Origin of the sequence: Curtobacterium sp. 1544, from assembly GCF_040544915.1 — a bacterium.
GTDB classification, from domain to species: domain Bacteria; phylum Actinomycetota; class Actinomycetes; order Actinomycetales; family Microbacteriaceae; genus Curtobacterium; species Curtobacterium pusillum_C.
The window spans coordinates 23,291-45,367 of the sequence record NZ_JBEPKX010000019.1; the positions used below are offsets into that span (position 1 = coordinate 23,291).

The window sequence follows — 22,077 nt, forward strand, 5'->3', positions numbered from 1 at the left end:
GTGGGCGTTCATGTCAGTGCTTGCTCATGAACGTGTCGAAGACGGCGAGCGTGCCGAGCGGGTTCTCGACCTGCGGGCCGTGGTAGCTCTCCGGGATGACGGCGTAGTCGGCGCCGAGCCGGGTCGCCATGTCGTGCTGCCACGGGATCGGCCAGGCGCCGTCCCAGATGCCGTGCGCGACGAGGGTCGGGAGCCCGGTGCTCGCGAGCGCGGCGGTGTCGTCGGTGGTGTCCTCGAGGATCGCGGCACCGGCGAGCACACTGAGCACGCTCGTGTGGTCGAAGCGCTCCCGGACGAAGCGCGGGTCGTCGGGCAGCTCCTCGTCGGGGCGGCCGGCCCAGAGCGGGTTCTGCGCGTCGAAGAGCGCCCGGTTGCTGCAGGTCTCGGCGACGATCGTCTTCTCGGCGGCCTTGCGGTTCGCCCAACCGTGCGGGCCGGAGCAGAACAACGTCACGTCACGGAAGGACGACGGCGAGGCGATCGCGGCGGCGCGGACGATCACGCCGCCGAGCGAGTGCCCGATCAGGTGCACGGGGGCGCCGTCGTCGAGCAGGGCGGCGACGCGGACGACGTCGGCGGCCTCCTGGTCGAGCGTGTACGCCCCGCGGTCGTCCGGCGCTGCCGAGTCGGCCTGGCCGCGGCGGCTGATCGCCACCGCGGTCCAGCCGGCGTCGCGCAGGAGCGGCATGAAGGTGCGCCAGTCCTCCTTCGAACCCGTGTACCCGGGAACGATGAGCACCGTCCCCTTCGACGGGCCGAACGGGACGACCCGGTAGGCAGTCAGCCGGCCGACGGGCAGGTCGATGCCGACCACGTCGACGTCGTCGGGCGTCGGCTGGTGCCCGAACGCCGCGACCGACGGGAACGCGTGGAGGCTCACAGGCGACCCTCCGCGAGGGCGCGGCGCGGGTTCGGCACGGCGTCGAGCAGGTCGATCGTGTACGGGTCCTGCGGGTTCTGCAGCACCTCGGCCGTGCGACCGCGCTCGACCACCGCGCCGTCGTGCAGCACCATGATGTCGTCGGTGATGAGGCGTGCGCTGAGCAGGTCGTGCGTGATGTAGAGGAGCGAGACGCCCCATTGCTCGCGCAGGTCCTCGAGGAGCGCGAGGACCCCGGCACGGAGCGTCACGTCGAGCATCGACACCGGCTCGTCGGCGATGATCACCTGCGGGTCGGAGGCGAGGGCCCGAGCGATGACGACTCGCTGCCGCTGCCCGCCGGACAGCTGGTGCGGGAGCTTCTGCGCGAACTGCTCCACGGGGGTGAGCCCCACGGTGTCGAGCAGCTCGAGCACGCGGCGTCGCGCGTCCTGCCCCTTCAGCCCGGTGTAGTTCGCGATGGGCCGGGACAGCGTGTACTCCACCGTGTGCAGCGGGTTGAGCGCCGCGTACGGGTCCTGGAACACCATCTGCACCTCGGAGCGGAGGTCCTTCAGCCCACGCCGCCCGAGCTTCGCCACGTCGCTGTCGCCGAACCGGACCGTGCCGGTCGTCGGCTTCTCGACACCGGTGAGCAGCTTCGCGATGGTCGACTTGCCCGAACCGGACTGGCCGACGAGGGCGAGGGACTGCCCGGGCTCGAGGGTGAACGACACGTTGCGCACCGCCTGCACGGGCTGCTCACCGCGACGGGGCGCCGGGTACGTCTTGACGATGTGGTCGACGACGATCGGGTTGCGGGCGGCGCTGCGCTCGCGGGACCCGACCGTGCTGAACGACGACGTGGTCTCCTGGCGGGTGGCCGCCGGGTCACGGAGCGACCGGTCGGGGAAGCCGGGGAGCGAGACCACCTCGGCGCGCGGGTCGGCGTAGTGCGACAGCAGCATCTTCGTGTACTCGTCCTGCGGGTCGCGCAGGATGTCCTTCGAGCCGCCGTCCTCGACGATGCGCCCCTCGTGCATGACGAGCACGCGCTCGGTGGCCTCGAGGACGATGCCGAGGTCGTGGCTGATGAGGACGGCAGTGAAGCCCTCGGACTGCTGCAGCTCGATGATGGTGTCCATCACCGCGTGCTGCACGAGGACGTCGAGCGCCGTGGTGGGCTCGTCGAACACCATCAGGCGGGGCTCGAGCGAGAGCGCCAGGGCGATCGACACGCGCTGCCGCATACCGCCGGAGAGCTCCCCCGGGTAGCGGGCGAGCATCGCCGTCGGGAGCTTCACCTTCTCGATGAGCTCCTTCATCCGGGCGTCCCAGCGCTCGCGCGGCACGTGGCCGTGCGCCTTGAAGACGTCCACGAAGTGGTTCCGGATGGTCCGCACCGGGTTGAGCGCGTTCATGCCGGACTGCAGGACCATGGCGAAGCCGCCCTGCCGCTGCTGACGGAGCTCCTCGTCGCCGAGGTCACGGATGTCGTGCCCGCCGAAGAAGATGTTCCCGCCGTTCGTGCGCGCCGGCGGCTTCTGCAGCCGGGTCAACGCGTAGCCGAGGGTCGACTTGCCCGAGCCTGATTCGCCGACCAGGCCGACGAACTCGCCCTTCTTGAGCTGGAACGACACGTGGTCGACGGCCTGGACGGCCGTCTGGCCGGCCGATTCGTAGACGACCGACAGGTCGCGGACGTCGAGCAGGACGTCCTGCGTGGCGCTCGTGGAGTCGGACTGGAGGCGCGTGGCGGCGCCGTCCCGCGCCTCCAGGCCGTCTGCTGGTTGCGGTGCACGCGACCCGCTCATGCGGTCTTCTCCTTCTTCCGGCGCGCGCCCTCGCGCAGCCGCGGGTTGGACACGGCGTCGACGCCGAAGTTGATCAGGGTCAGGCTCATCGCGAGGAGTGCGATGCAGAGACCCGGTGCGAACAGCAGGATCCACTGACCGGTGAGCAGCGCGTTGGAGTTCTGCGCCCAGTAGAGGATCGTGCCCCAGCTGACGATCGACGAGTCACCGAGCCCGAGGAACTCGAGGCCCGCCTCGGCGAGGATCGCGCTCGTGGCCGCACCGAAGAACGAGCCGACGATGAGGCTCGTCATGTTCGGCAGGATCTCGCGGAACACGATGCGGGTCGCGCCCTCGCCGGAGAACTGCGCGGCGGTCACGAAGTCACGGCCGCGGAGGGACTGTGTCTGGCTGCGCAGCACGCGAGCGCCCCAGGCCCAGCCGGTGACCACGATCACCGCGATGATGACCGCGATGCCGCCGTTCTGCAGGTACGCGGCGATGACGATCATGAGCGGCAGGCCCGGGATGACGAGGAAGAGGTTCACGATGAACCCGATGACCTCGGCGATCCAGCCGCGGACGTAGCCCCAGCTGAGGCCGATCGCGACGGCGACGAGCGTGGACAGCAGTCCCGCGACTGCACCGACGAGCACGGAGATCCGGGCGCCGTAGATGATCTGGGACAGGACGTCCTCGCCGGCGGCGGTCGTGCCCATCCAGTGCGCCCAGCTGGCGTCCGCGCTCCGGGCGAAGCCGTTCTGGCTGGCGCCGTACGGGGCGAGGAGCGGGGCTGCGATCGCCACGACGACGAAGACCGCGAGGATGATGATGCCGATCCGGGCCTTGGTGTTGCTCCAGACGACGCCGAACTGTCTTGCTGCTGATTTGAGCTTGGACGGCGCCCGTTGCTCGTCGTTCTGGTTCTGTTGCTTGTCTTGGGTCCGCACTGCGACGGTTGCGTTGCTGGTCATCGACGCGTCCTCGGGTCCAGGACGCCGTAGAGGACGTCCACGATGAAGTTGGCGATGAGCACCGACACGGTGATCATCAGGAAGAGGGCCTGCATGAGCGGGTAGTCCTGCCCGATCACGGCGTTGAACAGCAGGTAGCCGATGCCCGGGTAGCCGAACACCTGCTCGACCAGGACCGAACCGCCGACCACGCCACCGAGTGCCAGGCCGAAACCGGTCAGGTTCGGCAGGATCGCGTTGCGGGCCGCGTACCGGATCGCCACGGTGCGGCCGCGGAGACCGTTCGCCTCGGCGAAGGTCACGTAGTCGTCACCGAGGGTGTTGATCATCGCGTTGCGCATGCCGATGATCCAGCCACCGAGGCTCGTCACGAGGATCGTGACCGCCGGCAGCACCGCGTGCTGCAGGGCGTCCCCGATGAACGCGCCGTTCAGCCCCGGTGTCGTCGTCGCCGAGTAGGCGCCCGTCGTCGGGAACCAGTGGGCCACGTAGCCGAGGAAGAACAGGAGCAGGAGCGCCGTCCAGAAGTACGGGAACGTCGACATGAACGAGCCCGACAGCGTCGGGAGCGAGTCCAGCCACGTGCCGCGCTTCCAGGCCGCACCGACACCGATCAGGGTGCCGAGCACGAAGGCGAGGATCGTCACCACGCCGACCAGGATCAGCGTGTACGGCAGCGCTCGGGCGACGAGGTCACCGACCGGCTGCGGGTAGAACGTGTAGCTCGTGCCGAAGTCGAGCGTGACGACCTGGTGCAGGTAGCTGACGTACTGGTCCCAGAGGTTGCCGGTCGGGACGCCGAGCTGCGCCTCGATGGCCTTCTTGGTGGCGTCGGTGACCGGGCCGTTCTGGCTGAGCTTCGCCAGGGCGGCGTCGGTCGGGCTGCCCGGCATGAGTCGCGGGAGCACGAAGTTCAGCGTGACCGCGGCCCAGAGGGTCAGGACGAAGAGGACGAGTTTCTGGAGGATGTACTTCACTTGGCTTCGTCCTGTTCCTTCAGGATCTTCTGCCCGGCGGCGCTGTCACGCAGTCGCAGCTTGGAGAAGATGAGCAACGGGGCCGAGTCGTAGTTCTGCGGCGCCATGTAGGGGTCCTTCGCGCTCGGCCACCCGACGAACTTGCCGGTGTTGAACAGGCCCCAGAGCCCGCCGTAGTACATCCCGATCACGGGCAGGTCGTTGTAGACGACCTCCTGCAGCTGGTCGAGGATCTCCTGCTGCTTCGCGGTGTCCGTCGTCGCCTTGTACTCGTCGAGGAGCTTCTGCGTGTCGGCGTTCTTGTACCGCTCGTAGTTGTTCACCGTCGACTTGCCGACCGGCTGGTAGAAGTCGGTGCTGAGCAGGGAGTTGAACGCCTGGTAGACGTCGCCGTTGCCCATGCCGCCCATCGCCATGTCGAACGTGCCGTTGTTGATGTTCTGCTGGTACCCGGCGGGCTGCGGCGCCTGGATCGTCACCTTGATGCCGATGGCGGTCAGGTTGCGGCGGACCTCCTGCGCGGCGCGGAGCCAGTCGGAGTAGCCGTTCGCGGTCATGATGTTGATCTCGAGCTGCTTGCCGTCCTTGACGATCTTGCCGTCCTGGACCGTGTAGCCGGACTTCTCGAAGCTGGCGATGGCCGCCTTCGTGTCCTGCGTGACGACACCCTTGTTCGGGATGTCGTCGTTCACGTACTGCTCCTGGTTCGGCAGGATCAGCCCGGTCTGCGCCGCCGCCTTGAGGTTGCCCTCGGTCGCGGTCTCGGCGATGCCGTCACGGTCGAGCGCGAGGGAGATGCCCCGGCGGACGTTGACGTCGTTGTACGGCGCCTTCGTGAGGTTCGGGATCAGGCCGATCACACCGCCCGGCGGGAACCAGTACGTGTTCGTCTTCGAGGCGGCACCCCAGGTGCCCTTCACGTCGGAGATGAACGAGTACGCCCAGTCGTAGCCGCGCGTGACGGTGTCGAGCTGCGTGTTCGTCGCCGGCAGGATCAGGTGCTTGATGGCGATCTTGTCGGCCTGCCAGTACTTCGGGTTCTTGTCCATCGAGTACTGCTGGTCGGTGTAGTTGCCGAGCACGAACGGGCCGGTGCCGACCGGGTTCGGGTCACGCCAGGTGGTGGGGTCCTTGACCTTTCCCCAGTGGTTCTCGCCGAGGATGTACGTCTGGCCGATGATCGTCAGGCTCGGGACGTCCTCCGACTTGAGGTGGAAGACGACGTGGTCGCCCTTCCGCTCGATCGTGTCGATGTGCTGCCACGCGCCCTTGATGTCCATCGCGGGGAACTTCTTGAGCAGGTCGAACGTGAAGACGACGTCCTTCGCGGTGAACGGGTCGCCGTTCGACCACTCGACGCCGCTGCGGATCGTCATGTCGATCGTCTTCGCGTCCGGCTGCGACCACGAGCTCGCGAGCCACGGGTTCCGCTTGCCGTCGAGGGGGTTCACCTCGATGAGGGGCTCGTACATCCACTTCGACGCCGTGCGGGCGTTCGCGATGTACGGGTTGAAGTTGCGGTCGAACAGCGGGTTGCCGTGGTCCGCGTTGATGAGCATCGTGTCCTTGCCGATGCTCGGGTCCGGCTGGGACCGGACCTGGATGCTGCAGCCGGTGGCCGCGAGGGCCACGACCGCGATGCCGGCGATGGCCGCGATGAGACGGCCACGCCGTCCCCGGCGGGTGCCCGGGGTGCGCGGCTCGTGTTGCCCGCGCGTGCGCTGTGGGGGAAGCGTCATTGCTCGGTCGACCTCCGTGTCGAGTGGGTACTGGGACAATGTATGCGCTTACATCGCGTTGCGCAACCGGGTGGTTTGTGAACCGGGGCGGCACGGGCTGGCGCGGTTCGGATCGCAGTGTGCGAGGTTCCGTCCCGCGTGCGAGGGTCCGAGCGCCGCACAGTGCGCGGAACCTCGCACACTGGCGCGGCGGGTCGCGCCCCGGTCGCACTGGCGCGGCGGGCCGCGCCGGATCGCGCCCGGTCGTCGAGGGGGCACGACGTGCCGCTCACGTCCGCCGAGACGGCAGGAAGCGCTGCCTGCGGACGCCGAGCGCGACGTTTTGTGCTCTCTCGGCGCGGGGCGCACCGTGCGAATGGCGCCGGGTCGCACCCGGTCCGCGAGGGGGCACGACGTGCCGCTCACGTTCGCCGAGCGGGCAGGAAGTGCCGCCGCCGGGCAGCGAGCGCGACGTTTTGCGCCCTCTCGGTGACAGGCGGACGGCATGTCGTGCGACCACCCCGCACCCCTACAGCGCCGGCGGGCAGCTTTCGCGCAGCAGCACCTCGACGGGCAGACGCATCGCCCGCGGCGGCCCCTCACGTCGCTCGAGCCGGTCCACGATCGCCCGGACGGCGGCCCGCCCGAGCTCCCCCATCGGCTGGTGCACGGTGGTCAGCCTGGGCACCGAGAACCGCCCCGCGTCGATGCCGTCGAACCCCGTGACGACGAGGTCCTCCGGCACCCGCACACCCCGCGCGACCGCGGCGTCGAGCACCCCGAGCGCCGACTGGTCGTTCGAGCAGACGATCGCCCGGGGGACGGCCTCCCCGTCGAGCAGCTGCGCCGCGAGCTCCCGCGCCCGCGCCCGCCCGAAGTCGCCGTGCACGACCCGGACCGCCGAGGCCGGGACCCCGTGGTCGTCGAGCGCCTGCCGGAAGCCCGCGGAGCGCTCGATGTCGTCCGGGGAGTCGATCGGTCCGGCCAGGTACACGAGCGACGACCGGATGCCGAGCCGACCGATGACGTGCGAGCCGAGCGTGCGCATCCCCGCGGCGTTGTCCACGCTCACGGAGTCGAAGCCGTGCGAGCGACGGTCGTCGGCGAGCACCACGACCGGGATCCGTCTGGCGACGTGCTCGAGCAGGTCGTCCGGCACCGTCTGCGCCAGCACCGCGAGACCGTCGACCCGTCCGGCGACGTCGTTGACGATGACGTCCCGGGAGGACCCGCGCCCCGCCGCCACCATGAGCGCCAGACCGCGCTGCCACGCCTCGGTCTCGGCGCCGCGCAGGACCTCGTCGAAGTACAGGTTGGACGAGAACGGCTGCGTCACGTGCCGTCGGTCGTCGACCACGCGGACGCCACCGTCGGTCACGAGGTCGGGTCGCTCGTCCGGCACCACGTCGAACCCGGGCAGCAGGAGTCCGACCACGCCGGTCCGCTTGCCCGCGAGGGCCCGGGCGTTGCCGGAGGGCACGTAGCCGAGGGTCCGGATCGCCGCCTGCACCCGGTCGCGGGTTCCCTCGCGGACCGCGTCGGGCGTGCGCAGCACGCGCGAGACCGTGGCGATCGAGACGCCGGCGGCAGAAGCCACGTCGTAGACCGTGGGAGGTGCGGTGCGCTGCTCGGCCAAGCCGTGCCTCCCGTCCGACGTCCGCTGGTTCCGTGCCGCGAGCCGTGCGGCCGGACCATCCTAGGCATGCTGCATGCCGGGACTTTTCCACATGTGACCGGAATCCCTTGCGCGATCCGGACAGCGCCCGCACACTGGTGCGACCTCAGTACGTCCCGTGAGGAAGCGCATTGGCGGGCAGGTCGCCCGCATCGACCACGATGCCCACACACACAGGAGAAGACGCGATGTCCCAATCGACACGGTCCGGCAGCAAGAGCGCGATCCGGCTCACCACCGACGAGGCCGAGGTGCGCGACGCACTGCTCGACCACACCGACGGCGGCAACGCCTGGATCTTCGACCAGATCGACGCGGCTGAGGACGCAGCGACGAGACCGTAGTCACCAGCCTGGAGGCACGGTGCGGGTCCGCCCCGCGCCGTGCCTCCTGCAGATCGGTCGCCTTCAGGGCACGCGGCGCGCGTGAGCGGGTCAGCGCTCGGTGCTGCCCACGATCGCCATGCCCGCGCCACGCAGACGGCGACGCTCCTGCGCGATCCACGCGAGCAGGCGGTCGTTCGTGCCGGCGACGTGCGCCGCGAGCAGGTCAGCAGCGCGGTCCCCGTCCCCGGCGCGCACGGCGTCGATGATGGCGCTGTGCTCCTCCCAAGCGGCGTCCCGGGCCTCGGGCGTGCGGACCTCGATCCAGCGCGTCCGCTCCAGGCGGGTGAGGGCGTCGGCGATGGCGTCGGTGATGAACCGGTTGCCGCCGAGAGCGGCGAGGTCGAGGTGGAACGTCGACCCCATCCGGATGCCGGCCTGCTGGTCGGGCGTCGGCCGGAGGGTGTCGAGGTGCGCGCGGACCTCGGCGAGCTGCTGCTCTGACGCGCGGGCGACGGCCAGTCGGGCGGCGGCGGGTTCGAGGACGCCGCGGAGTTCGGCGAGTGAGGCGATCTCGTCGAGGTCGATCGGGGTGACCGTCCACGAGCGACCCTCGTGCAGGATGAGCCCCTCGCGTTCGAGCCGCGAGAGTGCCGCGCGGACGGGGGTGCGTGAGGCGTGGAACCGCGCTTCGAGGCCGCGTTCGGAGATGCGCTCCCCCGGCGCGATCTCGAGGGTCAGGATCGCGGCACGCAGGTTGTCGTAGAGCTGACTCGTCTGCGACACGGGCGCTGCATCGGTCGTCTCGGTCACGGCGATCCAGCCTAGTAGCGTTGACCGCCAGTTGGTATACCGTTTTGGACTGGGTTGATCAACACCGCCCAATCAGTTCCGAGCCGAAACGATCGCTGTGACCCCCTCCTCCCGCGCCTGGACGATGCTCGCCCTCGGCGTCGCCGCCCAGGCCGCCGGCACCCTCGTGGTGTCCGCCCCCGCGCTGCTCATCCCCTACCTGCACGCCCAGGGCACGTCACTCACCCAGGCGGGACTGCTCGCGGCGGCCCCGACCTTCGGCATGGTCCTCACGCTCATCGCCTGGGGCGCGATCACGGACCGGTTCGGCGAGCGCGTCGTCATCGCGGGCGGCCTGGTGCTCACGACCCTGGCGGTCGTCGGGGCCTGGGCCGCTGCGGGCCACCCGGTGCTGCTGGGGCTGGCGTTCCTCGCCGGCGGCATGACGAGCGCCTCGACGAACGCCGCGAGCGGACGGGTCGTGGTGGGGTGGTTCCCGAAGGAGCGCCGGGGACTCGCGATGGGCATCCGGCAGATGTCGCAGCCGCTCGGGGTGACGCTCGCCGCGGTCACGGTTCCGCAGCTCGCCGAGGCGGACGGCATCCGCTCGGCTCTGGTGCTGCCGATCGTCCTGTGCGCCGTGCTCGCCGTGCTGTGCGCGATCGGCATCGCGAACCCTCCCCGGCCGGCCCGTGCGGACGCCCCGGTCGAGCACGTCGCGAACCCGTACCGGGCGAACGGGTTCCTCTGGCGGATCCACGCGGTGTCGGTCCTGCTGGTCGTCCCCCAGTTCACGCTCTCGACGTACGGCCTGGTGTGGCTCGTGGGCCTCGGCTGGTCGACCCCCGCTGCGGGGCTGCTCGTCGGGGCATCGCAGTTCGTCGGCGCGATCGGCCGGATCCTCGTCGGCGCGTGGAGTGACCGGGCCGGGTCACGTGTCGGGCCGCTGCGCATCGTCGCGGTGAGCGCCGCCGTCGTGATGGGGCTGCTCGCACTGGTGGACACGACGCACTTCGCCGCCGCCGCGGTGTTCCTGGTCGTCGCGACGAGCGTCACCGTGGCGGACAACGGTCTCGCGTACACGTCCGTGGCCGAGGCGGCGGGGCCGTTCTGGTCCGGCCGGGCCCTCGGGGCGCAGAACACCGGGCAGTTCATCGCGGCGAGCGCCGTCGGTCCCGGTGTCGGCGCGCTCGTGGGGGCGCTCGGGTTCGCGGCGTCGTTCTCGATCGTCGGGGTCCTGCCGTTGCTGGCGCTCCCCCTGGTCCCCCGCCGCGACCGGACGCTGCACGACTGAAACATCCCAGAACGCCCGCGATGGAATGCGGAAACGGGCGCACCTGGTCGAAAAGATCGCCCAAGTACGCCCGTTTCGACCAGGTACGCCCGATCAGCCCAGGCTCACGCGGGGACGGCCGGACCCACCGGCCAGCGCAGCAACGCGGCCGCGGCCACCCCGCCGGGCAGCGACGCCGCGTTGACGAGCTGGAGCTCGGCGTCCGTCAGCACCGCGGCACGCACGAGCGCGCACACGGCAGGGACCGGTCCGATCACGGGCGTCCCGGTGGCCTGCTCCGGCGCGGTCGCCACCCACGGAGCCCCGGCGAGCGCGAGGAGCGTCCGGTCCCCGACCGCCACGGCGTCGAGCGCGACGACCGCGCCCTGGGCCTGCTGCAGTGCGGCGACGACGGACCCGAGCCCGGTCACCGCGAGGTTGTCGCCGCGCCCGACGTGGGTGCGGAGCAGGTCCTCGAGATCGTGCCGCCGGGTGGCGACGACACGGGCGAGGGCGGTCTCGACGTGCTCGACGAACGCCTGCTTCGACGAAGAGTCCGATCGCGGGTCCCCCGGGAACACCGAGGTCAGTGCACGACTCTCGCTCGACAGCGCCTTCACGAGCAGCTCGCGTGCGGTGACGTCACCGGCGACGACGACGAGCCCGGGCCGGAGCGTGCGGACGGCCTCGTCCACGGCCGCGGCGGTCTCCGACGAGTTCTGCTTCCAGATCTCCTCGGTGTGCTGCTGCCAGTGCGGCTGCTTCCACCCGGTGCCGGCCTTCTCGTAGTGCAGGGTGTCGTTCCGGCCCGCGACCTGCTGTTCCTCGTGCGAGACCGGCGCGTGGCCGAGCCGGTACGCACGGAAGGCCCCGCCCTCCTTGCCGGCGTGCACGACCAGGAACGGCAGGTCGACCGGGCGGTGGGCGACGAGCGGCACGAGGTCCGGCACGGCGCCGACACCGACGGACTCCGCGCCGTGCAGGTGGCCCGGCAGCACCTCGCTCAGGACGACGGCACCGTCGTGCACGAGCACGTAGCGGGTGACGGGCGACGGGACGCCGGGCTCCTGTTCGAACTCTTCGGCGATGACGTCGACGACCTCGTCGGACGCACCCTGCGCACGCAGCGCTTCCTCGACCCCGCGGAGCTTGAGCGCCGCCTGTCGTCGTGGATCCTCGACGTTGCCGGACACGTCGGCGTAGGCCCACGCCCACGTGCCACCGCCCTCCAGCCGTTGCCCCAGGATCCCGTGCAGTTCACTCGTCGCGTTGGTCGACGTCATGGCAGCTCCTCTCGGACGGTCACCGGGGCTGTCACGAACCCCGACGTTTCGTGTTCGCCCACACTCCACCCGGACGCGGCACGGTGTTCGACGTCCGGAGGGAACGTCCAGAGTCTGCGCGAAAGTACAGCCGCGCTCGGTTTTGTGGTTGGCTGGAGGGCACCCCGCTCGACGACGAACCGGAGTCCAGGCAATGACGCCACAACCGAACCGACGCCCGATATCACGACGACAGCTGTTGGGCTTCGGCCTCGGCACGGCCGCCGCCGGACTCCTCGCCGGGTGCGCGGTGCCCGGCTCGACGAACGTCAACAAGGCCGCCCTCGTGCCCGCCGCCGTGAGCGGCCAGAAGGTCGAACTCACCTACTGGGCCTGGCTGAAGGACCTGCAGAAGGTCTGCGACGTGTGGAACAAGACGCACCCGGACATCCAGGTGAACGCGAACTGGATCCCCGGGGGCAACAGCGGCGGGTACCAGAAGATGTACTCCGCGCTGGCGGCGGGCGGTGGCCCGGACATCGGGCAGGTCGAACTGCGACAGATCCCCGAGTTCATGCTCGCGAACGGCCTGGTCGACCTCGCCCGCTACGGCGCGAAGGACTACGAGGCGAAGTACGACGACGCCGCCTGGGCGCAGGTCTCGTTCGTCGACGGGATCTACGGCATCCCCCAGGACACCGGCCCCATGGGCTTCTACTACCAGACCGCGCTGCTCGAGCAGGCGGGCGGCGAACCCCCGACGACGTGGGACGAGTGGCGCGACCTCGCCGAGAAGGTCCGGAAGACGGGTGCGCAGAACTACCTCGAGGTCTTCCCGGTCTCCGACGCCTCACCCTTCGCCGCGTACGCGCAGCAGGCCGGTGCCCGCTGGTTCAAGGTCGACGGCGACGAGTGGGTCGTCGACATGACCGACGACAAGACCCTGATGGTCGCGGAGTTCTTCGACGGCGTCATCGACGACAAGCTCGTCGACACGAGCGCCGGCGCGTACTCCCCCGGCTGGTACGCCTCGGCGGCGAGCGGCAAGATCGCGGCCGTCACGAGCGCGAGCTGGGGTGACGCCCTCATCGAGTCGGTGCAGGGCGGCGAGGGCAAGTGGAAGGTCGCGCCGATGCAGAAGTGGGGCGACACCGGCTTCGGCTCGAGTGCGATCGGCGGTTCGACGGCAGCCGTGCTCGCCAACTCGAAGCACCCGAAGGAGGCGCTCGAGTTCATCACCTGGATGACCACCTCGAAGGAGGGCATCGACGCGATGATCAAGCACTGCGGCATCGGGTGGTCCCCCGCGAAGGACTACATCGGCGCGCAGCGCGAGAAGCCGAGCAAGTGGTTCTCCGGGCAGAACTACAACGAGGACGTGTTCGTCCCCGCCGCCAAGGAGCAGAACGTCGACTGGTCCTGGTCGCCCGTGACGCAGTCGGCCTTCACGAGCCTGCAGAACCAGTTCCGCCGCAAGCTCACGAGCGGCCTGAAGCTCACCGACGCGGTGGAGCTCGCCCAGAAGGAGATCGTCCAGTCCTTCAAGGACAAGGGCCTCAGCGTGAGGACGGCACGATGACCACGACGCAGCCGAAGAACGGCTTCCGCACGAGCACGAAGGCCACAGTCGCCCAGAAGCGCGCCCCGTGGATCCTGCTCGCACCCTTCCTCGCCCTGTTCGTGCTGACGTTCATCATCCCGATCGTCAGCGCGCTGTTCCAGAGCTTCACCACGGTGGACCGGCAGGGACTCTTCGGTGAGGACGGCGTCACCGGCCGGTTCGCCGGGTTCGACAACTACGTCACCGCGCTGAACGACGCCGGCTTCGTCGCCTCCATCGGCCGCATGCTGCTGTTCGGCATCGTGCAGGTCCCGGTGATGATCATCGCCTGCACGATCCTCGCGCTGCTGCTCGAGTCGGCGAGCGCCCGCTGGCCCGGGTTCTTCCGGGCGATCTACTTCATGCCGTACGGCGTCCCCGGTGTCATCGCGACGATCCTCTGGTCGTTCCTCTACGTGCCCGGCCTCTCGCCGATCGTGTCCCTGCTGCAGTCGATCGGGCTGCAGCCGGACTTCCTCGGCGCGAACAGCGTGCTCTGGTCGATCGCGAACATCGTCACGTGGACGTACACCGGCTACAACATGCTCATCATCGTGGCGCAGCTGAAGTCCATCCCCGGCGAGGTCTACGAGGCCGCCAAGGTCGACGGCGCGAACGCGTTCCAGGTCGCGTGGCGGATCCAGATCCCGCTCATCGCGCCGGCCCTGGTGCTCACGACGGTGTTCTCGATCATCGGCACACTGCAGCTCTTCGCCGAGCCGCAGATCCTGTCCACGGTCGCCCCCGCGATCGACACCGAGTACACGCCGAACTACGCCGCCTACACGAACGCGTTCGCGTTCAACGAGTACGGCGTCGCCAGCGCGCAGGCGGTCATCATCGCGCTGGCCGCGTTCATCCTGTCGTTCGCGTTCCTCGCGTTGACGAACCGTCCGCCGAAGGACGAACGGGATCGCCGCAAGCGGGCGAAGCGGGACGGCCTGGAGGCGCAGCGCGCGCTCCAGACGCGCGCATCCGCCCGACAGGTGGTCACCACCCAAGCCGCGCCGAGCCTCCAGGGCGGGTCCGGTCTGCAGAACGGAACGAAGGGGGCGGACGCATGACCAGCGAAGCCATCGAAGCGCCGGCTACCCGCGTCAACGCGGAACGGCTCGACACCACGTCGATCTCGGCACATCAGCGCCGCAAGCTCGACCGGTCCGGGAAGTCGCAGATCGTCGTGACGGGCATCCTCGTCATCGTCGCCATCTACTTCCTCGTCCCGCTGTACTGGGTGATCATCGCCGCGACGAAGACCACCGGGGCGCTGTTCGCCACGAACGGCTTCTGGTTCGGTGGCGACTTCGCGCTGTTCAGCAACCTCCAGCAGGTGTTCACGTACGACGGCGGCATCTTCGTCCGGTGGATCGCGAACAGCATCCTGTACTCGGGCGTCGGCGCCGTGCTGGCGACGTACTTCGCCGCCGCGGGTGGCTACGCGCTCGCGAAGTACGAGTTCCGGGGCCGGCAGCTCGTGTTCGGGACGATCCTCGGCGGTGTGCTCGTGCCGGGGACCGCGACGGCCCTGCCGCTGTTCCTGCTCTTCTCGACGCTGGGGCTCACCGACACGTACTGGAGCGTGCTCATCCCGAGCCTGGTCTCGCCGTTCGGCCTGTTCCTCTGCCGGGTGTACGCCGCGGCGTCGGTGGACACCGCGCTCCTCGAACAGGCCCGTATCGACGGCGCCGGCGAGCTGCGGATCTTCCACACCATCGTGCTGCGGCAGATGACACCGGCGCTCGTCACGGTGTTCCTGTTCCAGGTCGTCGGCATCTGGAACAACTTCTTCCTGCCGCTCATCATGCTGGCCGACCAGAAGCTGTACCCGATCACACTGGGGCTCAACAACTGGCGATCGCAGGTCGACCGGCTGCCGGAGTTCTACCAGCTCACCACCGGCGGGGTGCTCGTCTCGGTCATCCCGCTCGTCATCGCCATCATCGTCCTGCAGCGCTTCTGGCGCGGGGGCCTCACGGAAGGATCGGTCAAGGGTTGACCATCGCCGCACTCTCCTCCACGTCCCCGGGTTCCGACACCCGACTGTCCCCACGAGCCTGGCTGCACACCGACGCCCCCTCCCTGTCGCTGAACGGGGAGTGGGACTTCCGGTGGTCACCGGTGGCGGACGTGCCGGAACCCGGGCCGGAGGACGAGTGGGGCACCATCCCGGTGCCGGCGCACTGGGTGCTGCACGGCCACGGCGCGCCGAGCTACACGAACCTGCAGTACCCGTTCCCGATCGACCCGCCACACCCGCCGGAGGAGAACCCGACCGGCGACTACCGGCGCACCTTCGACGTGCCGACGACCTTCGACGCGGCGGCCCGGGTGCTCCTGCGCTTCGACGGGGTGGAGTCGCACTTCCGGGTGTGGGTGAACGACGCCGAGGTCGGCTGGGCGACCGGCTCCCGGCTCGCGACGGAGTTCGACGTCACGTCGGTGCTGCGACCGGGCGCGAACGAGGTCCGCGTCCGGGTGCACCAGTGGTCGGCCGCCTCGTACCTGGAGGACCAGGACCAGTGGTGGCTGCCCGGCATCTTCCGCGACGTCACGCTGCTCGCGCGGCCCACCGCCCCGGTCGACGACGTGTTCGTCCGTGCCGGCTGGACCTCGACGCTCGGGTCCGCGGCGACCGCGGGCACCGCGGCGTCGGGTCGGCCGTCGACGGGTACGGGGACGATCTCGTTCCCGACGCTCGACGCGGTGTTCCCGGTGCGGTTCGTGGTGCCCGACCTCGGGGTGTCCGTGGTGTGGAACACGGCCGACGACGTCACGCCGATCGAGGTCGAGGGCGTCGAACCGTGGAGCGCCGAGCTCCCGAAGCTGTACGACGCGACGGTGTCCACCGGGACCGACGCGGGCGGCGACGCGGGCGGTGAGACGGTCTCGCTGCGGCTCGGCTTCCGCACCGTGGCGATCGCGGGCGACCGGTTCCTGGTCAACGGCGAGCGCGTGGTGTTCCACGGGGTGAACCGGCACGAGACCCACCCGGAGCGGGGTCGGGTGTTCGACGAAGCCCACGCCCGCGCGGACATGGCGCTCATGAAGCGCCACAACGTCAACGCGATCCGGACCTCGCACTACCCGCCGCACCCACGCGTGCTCGACCTCGCCGACGAACTCGGGTTCTGGGTGATCCTGGAGTGCGACCTTGAGACGCACGGGTTCGTGTTCATCGACTGGGTCGGCAACCCCTCGGACGATCCGGACTGGCGCGAGGCCTACCTCGACCGGATCGCGCGGACGGTCGAGCGGGACAAGAACCACGCCTCGATCGTGATGTGGTCGCTCGGCAACGAGTCGGGCACGGGCCGGAACCTCGCGGCGATGACGCAGTGGGTGCACGACCGCGACGCCGAACGACCCGTCCACTACGAGGGCGACTACACGGGCGAGTACACCGACGTGTACTCGCGGATGTACCCGACGCTGCAGGAGACCGAGTCGATCGGCGGCGGTCCGGCCACGCCCCTGCTCGGCTGCGGTCCCGCCGAGGCTGCCCGCCAGCGGTCGAAGCCGTTCATCCACTGCGAGTACGTGCACGCGATGGGCAACGGCCCCGGGCAGATCGCCGAGTACGAGGCCCTGGTGGACAAGTACCCGCGGCTGCACGGCGGGTTCGTGTGGGAGTGGCGCGACCACGGCCTCCTCACGCACACCGCTTCCGGCGAGGCGTACTACGGCTACGGCGGCGACTTCGGTGAGGTGATCCACGACGGCAACTTCGTGATGGACGGCCTCGTCCTGCCCGACGACTCCCCCACCCCGGGACTCGCCGAGTTCGCGGCCGTGGTCGCCCCGATCCGGTTCACCCTCTCGGACCGCACCGTGCTCGTCGAGAACCGCTTCCACTCCGCGTCGACCGCCGGGCTCCGGTTCCACTGGGCCCTGTCGCGCAACGGTGTCGTCGAGCACGAGGGTCGGTTCGCCCCGGGTGTCGTCGCGGCGCGGGAGTCCGCGACCGTGCCCGTACCGGACGAGGTGCTCGAGGCCCAGGCCGCGACGCTCGCTCCCGGCGATGAGCTGTGGTTCGACGTCACGGCGGAACTGGCGGGGCCGACCTCGTGGGCGGACACCGGCCACGTCCTGGCACGCGCCCAGACGCTCGTCGCGAGCCGACCGGCGGACGCACCACGGGCCTCCAGTCAGGGGTGGGACGGCGACCGGCTCGGCGACGGGACGTTCTCGGCCCGCGGTGACCTGGTGTCCTGGAAGGGGCACGAGGTGGCCGGGCCGCGGCTCGAACTGTGGCGCGCGCCGACCGACAACGACAGTCTGGCGTCGCAGGGCGGGTACGAGACGGCCGACCCGGTGCTGACCCACGGCGTCGGCGACCCGTCCGCTCCCGCGTCGGCGACACGCTGGCGGGAGCGCGGCCTGGACCGCCTCACGCACCGGCTCGTGTCGGTGTCGCGGACCGACCACGGCCTGGAGCAGCGTGTCCGCGTCGCGGCGGCGAACAGCGGGTGGGGCGTCGACGTGACGCACCGCTGGACCCTGACGGACGACGGGCTGCTGCTGCAGACCGACGCCGTGCCGTTCGGTGCCTGGGACGTGACGTGGCCGCGGATCGGCGTGCGGTTCGACCTGCCGACCTCGTTCGCGGAGGGGGACGCGAGGTGGTTCGGTTCCGGTCCGCTGGAGTCCTACGCGGACTCGTCGCACGCTGCCCGGGTCGGACGATTCACGGCTCCGGTGCGGTCGCTCGGTGTGGAGTACTCGATGCCGCAGGAGACCGGGCACCGTCCCGACCTGCGGGAGCTGTCGGTGGGCGACCTCACCGTGTCGACCGTCGGGGCGCACCGGGCGGGCTTCACGCTCTCGCCGTGGACCGCGCAGCAGATCGGCCGCGCGATGCACCCGTACGAGCTGCCGGCGTCGGAGCACCTGTACCTGTACCTCGACGCCGCGCAGCACGGGCTCGGCAGCCGGGCGTGCGGCCTCGATGTGCTGCCCGAGCACCAGCTCTGGCCGCAGGCGTTCTCGTGGAGCGTCGTGCTCGCGTAAGGGGCGCGTTCCGTCCGACATCGCCCGGTCGCGCCCCGCTGCGAACATCGCGCCCCGACACTGCGGGGTGCGATGTTCGTCAACGGGCGCGATCCCGGGATGGCCGACGGCCGACCCCGCGGCCGGCCGTCGCGCTCAGCGCCGACAGCACCCCGGCGGACGGTGGCGCGGACGCGCAGCGGCGCCGCGCCAGGTCGCGCCCCGCTGCGAACATCACGCCCCGACACTGCGGGGCGCGATGTTCGTTCGGGGGCGCGATCCGGCGGGGCTACTCGGCGGACTCCGCGGACAGCGCTGGCAGCGCCGCGGGGTCGCTCGCGTTCAGGAACTCCGTCAGGCGCTCGGGCTCGCCCGGCTCCTCGATCGCCGAAGCCGCGCGGCGCAGGGCGAAAAGGGCCCGCAACACGCCGCGGTTCGGCTTGTGCGACCACGGCACCGGCCCGGCCCCACGCCACCCCGCCTTGCGGAGCGCGTCGAGGCCGCGGTGGTAGCCCACCCGGGCGTACGCGTAGGACTCGAGGGTGGCCCCGCGCGCCCAGGCCTCGTCGGCGAGGAGCGCCCACGCCAGGCTCGACGACGGGTGCGACACGACGACGCTCGCGACGGGCGTATCGGCGGCGAGCGCGGCCTCCACCTCGGGTTCGGCGGGCAGCAGCGTCTCGGGGTTCGCGGTCGGGTTCGGCAGCAGGTTCTCCGGCATGCCCCCAGCCTGTCACCTCTTGCGTGTCCGCGGGACGCGGGCGTAGCGTGGTGGCACCTCGTCGTCATCACGGGGCTCCCGGGGCGGGACGACCGACCGGTAGCACGGATGGCGGACACGGGGGCTCCCCGACGGAAGAGACGCCTTGCTGGCCATCACCGGTTCTGCTCAGCCCACGCGCTGACACCGTGATGACGCGCCCCGTCGGGCGCACCACCGCCCCGGGCGGTGGGTCCGGTGTCGAGCGCCCAGCTTCGACAACCGGGGAGGCATCTCCATGCCCATCAGTCCGTCCGTCGTCCTGAACGACGTCAGTTTCACCTGGCCCGACGGCACCGTCGCGCTCAGCCACCTCACCACCGCCTTCGGCCGTGGCCGCACCGGCCTGGTCGGGAGGAACGGGGCCGGGAAGTCCACGCTCGTCCGGCTGGTCACCGGTCGGCTCCACCCCACGTCGGGCACCGTCACGACGTCGGGTCCGGTCGACCACCTGCCGCAACGCCTGCAGACCGGGGACGACGCCGCGGTTGCCGACCTGCTCGGCATCCGACCGACGCTCACCGCGCTGCGGGCGATCCTCGGCGGGGACGCGTCGCCGGAGCACTTCGACGCGGTCGGTGACGCCTGGGACCTCGAGGAGCGGGCGGCCGCAGCGCTCGACGCGATCGGCCTGTCCGGCACCACGGCCGATCTCGAGCGGCCGGCGAGCACCCTCTCCGGCGGCCAGGCCGTCCTCGTCGCGGTCGCCGGGATCCGCCTGCGGAGTCGGCCGATCGCGTTCCTCGACGAGCCGACGAACAACCTCGACCGCCGTGCCCGTGGGCTGCTGCTCGACATGGTCGACGACTGGCACGGCACCCTCGTCGTCGTCAGCCACGACCGGGAGCTCCTCGAGCACGTCGACGAGACCTGCGAGCTCCGGGCCGGGAGCATGACGGTGTTCGGCGGGACCTTCAGCGCCTTCGAGGAGCACCTCGCCGTGCAGCAGGCCGCCGTCGAACGCGAGGTCCGGGTCGCCGAACAGCGGCACCGCACCGAGAAGCGGCAGCGGATCGAGGCGGAGACGAAGATCGCGCGCCGGGCCAAGGCCGGTGAGAAGGCCGGCCGGTCCATGCCGAAGATCCTCGCGAACGAAGCGCGGAAGAAGGCGCAGGAGACCGCCGGACGACTGCGGGTCGGGTACGCCGACGACGAGGCCGCGGCGCTCGAGCTCAAGCGGGAGGCGCAGCTCCGACTCCGCACCGACGAGTCGATCCACGTGACGCTGCCGGACCCGGACGTCCCGGCGTCGCGGCAGATCGCGACGATCACGGTCCGGGGCCGCGAGACGATCGTGCAGGGGCCGGAGCGGATCGCCGTCTCCGGCGACAACGGTGTCGGCAAGACCACGTTGCTCGAACAGCTCGTCGGTGTGCCCGACGCCCGGGACCACCCGCTGCCGGACACCCGGGCGGTCCCGCACGTCGACCGGATCGCGTACCTGCCGCAGCGGAAGGACACGCTGGACGACACCGCGACCGTGCTCGACAACGTCCGGCGGGACGCGCCCCACGTGCCACCGGCCGAGGTGCGGAACCGTCTCGCACGGTTCCTGGTGCGCGGGGACACGGTCGACCGTCCGGTCGGGGCGCTGTCCGGCGGGGAGCGGTTCCGGGTCGCACTGGCGAGCCTGGTGCTCGCGGACCCGCCGCCGCAGCTCCTGGTGCTCGACGAGCCGACGAACGACCTCGACCTGACGAGCGTCGACCAGCTCGTGGACGCGCTGCGGGCCTACCGCGGGGCCCTCGTCGTGGTCAGCCACGACGAGGCGTTCCTCGAGCGGCTCGACCTCACCGCCAGGCTCGAGCTCGGGTGAGGGGGCGAGCGGACCGCCGTCAGCGTCGCCGCGTCGGCCGGATCGCCAGCGACTCGATCGTGCCCCGCTCGGGCAGGTCGACGACGGTCCGGACGGCGTCGGCGACGTCCGACGGGGCGAGGTAGTAGTCGGTGTCGTAGTCCTCGCCGAGCTTCTCGGTGAGGGCCCGCTGCATGTCCGAGTCCGTCCGGCCCGGGTGCACGCTCGAAACCCGCACGCCGTTCGCCCGTTCCTCCTCGCGCAGGGCGTCCGCGAAGGCCCGCAGGGCGAACTTCGACGCGGCGTACACGCCGCCGCCGGGTCCGGAGTGGAACCCCGAGCCGCTGTTGATCGGCACGACGATCCCCCGTGCCGCCCGGAGCGCGGGGAGGGCCACCCGGGTGAGTTCGGCGACCGCGAAGACGTTCGTGGCGAAGACCTGCTCCCACACGTCGCGCGGGGTGTCCGCGACGGTGGTGCCCTGCTCGACGCCCGCAGAGTGCGCGAGCACGTCGAGCCGGTCGGGCAGCGCCGGGAGGTCCCCCGCGCCGAGGTCTCCCACGAACGGCGCCGCACTCGGCAGCTCGGCGATCACCGCGGCGACGGCGTCCGCGCTGCGGCCGCCGACGATCACGTGGTGCGTGCGTCCCAGGTCGAGCGCGATGGCCCGGCCGATCCCACGGGTCGCGCCCGTGACGAGGGCGGTCGGACGGACGGGAGGCGCGGTGTCGGTCATGCGCACCAGCCTACGGAGGCGGCGGGGCGGGCTGGCACCGTGCCTCCAGGCCGTCACACCGACGACGAGGTGGGACGGCGTCGACGGCGCACCGACCAGACGACCGCCCCGGCGGCGAGGAGCAGTGCGACGAGCGCGACGATGCCCCACGGCGACCCGGCGACGGTCGCGACGACTGCCCAGAACAGGGCGATGCCGACGGTCGCGTAGACGAACGCCCACGCGATGCACCCGGGCACCATCGCGATCGTGTACCGCCACCACGGCACCCGGGCGACCCCGGCGGCCGCGTTCATGATCGTCTGCAGGCCCACGGTCAGGAAGCTCACCGTGACGACCGGCAGCCCCCACCGGTCGAGCAACGCCGACCCGCGGCGGACCGCAGCCGAGTCGAGCCAGCGACCCCACCGCGACCGCGACGCCCCGGCGACCGCACCGCGCGCCAGCCAGTACGTCGCCTGCGCGCGGCAGAACACCACGGCGAAGAGCGCGAGGACGAGCCACCAGAACGGGAGGCCCTCGAGGAAGGTCGGCACGGGGCGAACCGTAGCGGC

At 70.9% G+C, this 22,077-nt stretch carries 18 protein-coding genes; 7 read left to right on the forward strand and 11 right to left on the reverse strand.

Annotated features, from left to right (window positions below):
* Window positions 1-13: 13 nt before the first annotated feature.
* The 6 genes from ABIC61_RS12050 to ABIC61_RS12075 form a co-directional block, all read right to left on the reverse strand.
* Window positions 14-880, reverse strand: a complete 867-nt coding sequence (locus ABIC61_RS12050; protein ID WP_354030085.1) for an alpha/beta fold hydrolase — start codon at window positions 878-880, stop codon at window positions 14-16.
* Entirely contained in the window at window positions 877-2,673 is a 1,797-nt protein-coding gene (locus ABIC61_RS12055; RefSeq protein WP_354030086.1) for an ABC transporter ATP-binding protein, read from the reverse strand. Before ABIC61_RS12055 ends, ABIC61_RS12050 begins: the two co-directional genes overlap by 4 nt.
* Entirely contained in the window at window positions 2,670-3,626 is a 957-nt protein-coding gene (locus ABIC61_RS12060) for an ABC transporter permease (protein ID WP_354030087.1), read from the reverse strand. The genes ABIC61_RS12055 and ABIC61_RS12060 overlap by 4 nt, the downstream gene beginning before the upstream one ends.
* Window positions 3,623-4,603 carry an ABC transporter permease gene (locus ABIC61_RS12065; protein ID WP_354030088.1) on the reverse strand — a complete coding sequence of 327 codons (981 nt, stop codon included), beginning with the start codon at window positions 4,601-4,603 and terminating at the stop codon, window positions 3,623-3,625. The genes ABIC61_RS12060 and ABIC61_RS12065 overlap by 4 nt, the downstream gene beginning before the upstream one ends.
* Window positions 4,600-6,342, reverse strand: a complete 1,743-nt coding sequence (locus ABIC61_RS12070; RefSeq protein ID WP_354030089.1) for an ABC transporter substrate-binding protein — start codon at window positions 6,340-6,342, stop codon at window positions 4,600-4,602. Before ABIC61_RS12070 ends, ABIC61_RS12065 begins: the two co-directional genes overlap by 4 nt.
* 508 nt (window positions 6,343-6,850) lie before the next feature.
* Window positions 6,851-7,918 (reverse strand): LacI family DNA-binding transcriptional regulator, encoded by a 1,068-nt coding sequence (locus ABIC61_RS12075; RefSeq protein ID WP_354030090.1) that lies wholly within the window; start codon window positions 7,916-7,918, stop codon window positions 6,851-6,853.
* Window positions 7,919-8,184: 266 nt separating this feature from the next.
* On the opposite strand from ABIC61_RS12075, the gene ABIC61_RS12080 reads away from it, so the two are divergent.
* Window positions 8,185-8,340 (forward strand): hypothetical protein, encoded by a 156-nt coding sequence (locus ABIC61_RS12080; RefSeq protein ID WP_186322116.1) that lies wholly within the window; start codon window positions 8,185-8,187, stop codon window positions 8,338-8,340.
* A gap of 90 nt (window positions 8,341-8,430) precedes the next feature.
* Here ABIC61_RS12080 and ABIC61_RS12085 read toward each other — a convergent pair whose 3' ends face one another.
* On the reverse strand, window positions 8,431-9,132 hold the full coding sequence (locus ABIC61_RS12085; RefSeq protein WP_354030091.1) for a GntR family transcriptional regulator: 702 nt from the start codon (window positions 9,130-9,132) through the stop codon (window positions 8,431-8,433).
* 124 nt (window positions 9,133-9,256) lie between these two features.
* On the opposite strand from ABIC61_RS12085, the gene ABIC61_RS12090 reads away from it, so the two are divergent.
* Window positions 9,257-10,405 (forward strand): MFS transporter, encoded by a 1,149-nt coding sequence (locus ABIC61_RS12090; RefSeq protein WP_354030112.1) that lies wholly within the window; start codon window positions 9,257-9,259, stop codon window positions 10,403-10,405.
* A gap of 104 nt (window positions 10,406-10,509) precedes the next feature.
* On the opposite strand, the gene ABIC61_RS12095 is transcribed toward ABIC61_RS12090, so the two are convergent.
* Window positions 10,510-11,667, reverse strand: coding sequence for a baeRF2 domain-containing protein (locus ABIC61_RS12095; protein WP_354030092.1), 1,158 nt, complete (start codon window positions 11,665-11,667; stop codon window positions 10,510-10,512).
* A 193-nt stretch (window positions 11,668-11,860) separates the two neighbouring features.
* Here ABIC61_RS12095 and ABIC61_RS12100 point away from each other — a divergent pair, with 193 nt between their 5' ends.
* Genes ABIC61_RS12100 through ABIC61_RS12115 form a run of 4 tightly spaced genes read left to right on the forward strand, consistent with a single transcriptional unit; the run spans window position 11,861 to window position 18,253 of the window.
* Window positions 11,861-13,225, forward strand: coding sequence for an ABC transporter substrate-binding protein (locus tag ABIC61_RS12100; protein ID WP_354030093.1), 1,365 nt, complete (start codon window positions 11,861-11,863; stop codon window positions 13,223-13,225).
* A complete protein-coding gene (locus ABIC61_RS12105) occupies window positions 13,222-14,310 on the forward strand; it encodes a carbohydrate ABC transporter permease (protein ID WP_144757079.1) in 1,089 nt (362 codons plus the stop codon). The genes ABIC61_RS12100 and ABIC61_RS12105 overlap by 4 nt, the downstream gene beginning before the upstream one ends.
* Window positions 14,307-15,242 (forward strand): carbohydrate ABC transporter permease, encoded by a 936-nt coding sequence (locus tag ABIC61_RS12110; protein WP_079238017.1) that lies wholly within the window; start codon window positions 14,307-14,309, stop codon window positions 15,240-15,242. The genes ABIC61_RS12105 and ABIC61_RS12110 overlap by 4 nt, the downstream gene beginning before the upstream one ends.
* Window positions 15,239-18,253: a glycoside hydrolase family 2 TIM barrel-domain containing protein gene (locus tag ABIC61_RS12115; RefSeq protein ID WP_354030094.1), complete on the forward strand. Its 3,015-nt coding sequence runs from the start codon at window positions 15,239-15,241 to the stop codon at window positions 18,251-18,253. Before ABIC61_RS12110 ends, ABIC61_RS12115 begins: the two co-directional genes overlap by 4 nt.
* A gap of 268 nt (window positions 18,254-18,521) precedes the next feature.
* Here the strand turns inward: ABIC61_RS12115 and ABIC61_RS12120 are convergent, their stop codons facing one another.
* Window positions 18,522-18,953 carry a DUF3151 domain-containing protein gene (locus tag ABIC61_RS12120; protein WP_354030095.1) on the reverse strand — a complete coding sequence of 144 codons (432 nt, stop codon included), beginning with the start codon at window positions 18,951-18,953 and terminating at the stop codon, window positions 18,522-18,524.
* Window positions 18,954-19,230: 277 nt separating this feature from the next.
* Here ABIC61_RS12120 and ABIC61_RS12125 point away from each other — a divergent pair, with 277 nt between their 5' ends.
* Window positions 19,231-20,808: an ABC-F family ATP-binding cassette domain-containing protein gene (locus ABIC61_RS12125; protein WP_354030096.1), complete on the forward strand. Its 1,578-nt coding sequence runs from the start codon at window positions 19,231-19,233 to the stop codon at window positions 20,806-20,808.
* A 19-nt stretch (window positions 20,809-20,827) separates the two neighbouring features.
* Here the strand turns inward: ABIC61_RS12125 and ABIC61_RS12130 are convergent, their stop codons facing one another.
* Together ABIC61_RS12130 and ABIC61_RS12135 are read right to left on the reverse strand one after the other, a co-directional pair.
* Window positions 20,828-21,523 carry an SDR family oxidoreductase gene (locus tag ABIC61_RS12130; RefSeq protein WP_354030097.1) on the reverse strand — a complete coding sequence of 232 codons (696 nt, stop codon included), beginning with the start codon at window positions 21,521-21,523 and terminating at the stop codon, window positions 20,828-20,830.
* A 53-nt stretch (window positions 21,524-21,576) separates the two neighbouring features.
* A complete protein-coding gene (locus tag ABIC61_RS12135; protein WP_354030098.1) occupies window positions 21,577-22,059 on the reverse strand; it encodes a DedA family protein in 483 nt (160 codons plus the stop codon).
* Window positions 22,060-22,077 lie beyond the last annotated feature (18 nt).

Bases quoted from the DNA above. Each gene is read 5' to 3' on its own strand.
- ABIC61_RS12055 (WP_354030086.1), bottom strand. From the start codon at position 2,673: ATGAGCGGGTCGCGTGCACCGCAACCAGCAGACGGCCTGGAGGCGCGG.
- ABIC61_RS12060 (WP_354030087.1), bottom strand. From the start codon at position 3,626: ATGACCAGCAACGCAACCGTCGCAGTGCGGACCCAAGACAAGCAACAG.
- ABIC61_RS12070 (WP_354030089.1), bottom strand. From the start codon at position 6,342: ATGACGCTTCCCCCACAGCGCACGCGCGGGCAACACGAGCCGCGCACC.
- ABIC61_RS12080 (WP_186322116.1), top strand. From the start codon at position 8,185: ATGTCCCAATCGACACGGTCCGGCAGCAAGAGCGCGATCCGGCTCACC.
- ABIC61_RS12090 (WP_354030112.1), top strand. From the start codon at position 9,257: ATGCTCGCCCTCGGCGTCGCCGCCCAGGCCGCCGGCACCCTCGTGGTG.
- ABIC61_RS12095 (WP_354030092.1), bottom strand. From the start codon at position 11,667: ATGACGTCGACCAACGCGACGAGTGAACTGCACGGGATCCTGGGGCAA.
- ABIC61_RS12100 (WP_354030093.1), top strand. From the start codon at position 11,861: ATGACGCCACAACCGAACCGACGCCCGATATCACGACGACAGCTGTTG.
- ABIC61_RS12105 (WP_144757079.1), top strand. From the start codon at position 13,222: ATGACCACGACGCAGCCGAAGAACGGCTTCCGCACGAGCACGAAGGCC.
- ABIC61_RS12110 (WP_079238017.1), top strand. From the start codon at position 14,307: ATGACCAGCGAAGCCATCGAAGCGCCGGCTACCCGCGTCAACGCGGAA.
- ABIC61_RS12120 (WP_354030095.1), bottom strand. From the start codon at position 18,953: ATGCCGGAGAACCTGCTGCCGAACCCGACCGCGAACCCCGAGACGCTG.
- ABIC61_RS12125 (WP_354030096.1), top strand. From the start codon at position 19,231: ATGCCCATCAGTCCGTCCGTCGTCCTGAACGACGTCAGTTTCACCTGG.
- ABIC61_RS12130 (WP_354030097.1), bottom strand. From the start codon at position 21,523: ATGACCGACACCGCGCCTCCCGTCCGTCCGACCGCCCTCGTCACGGGC.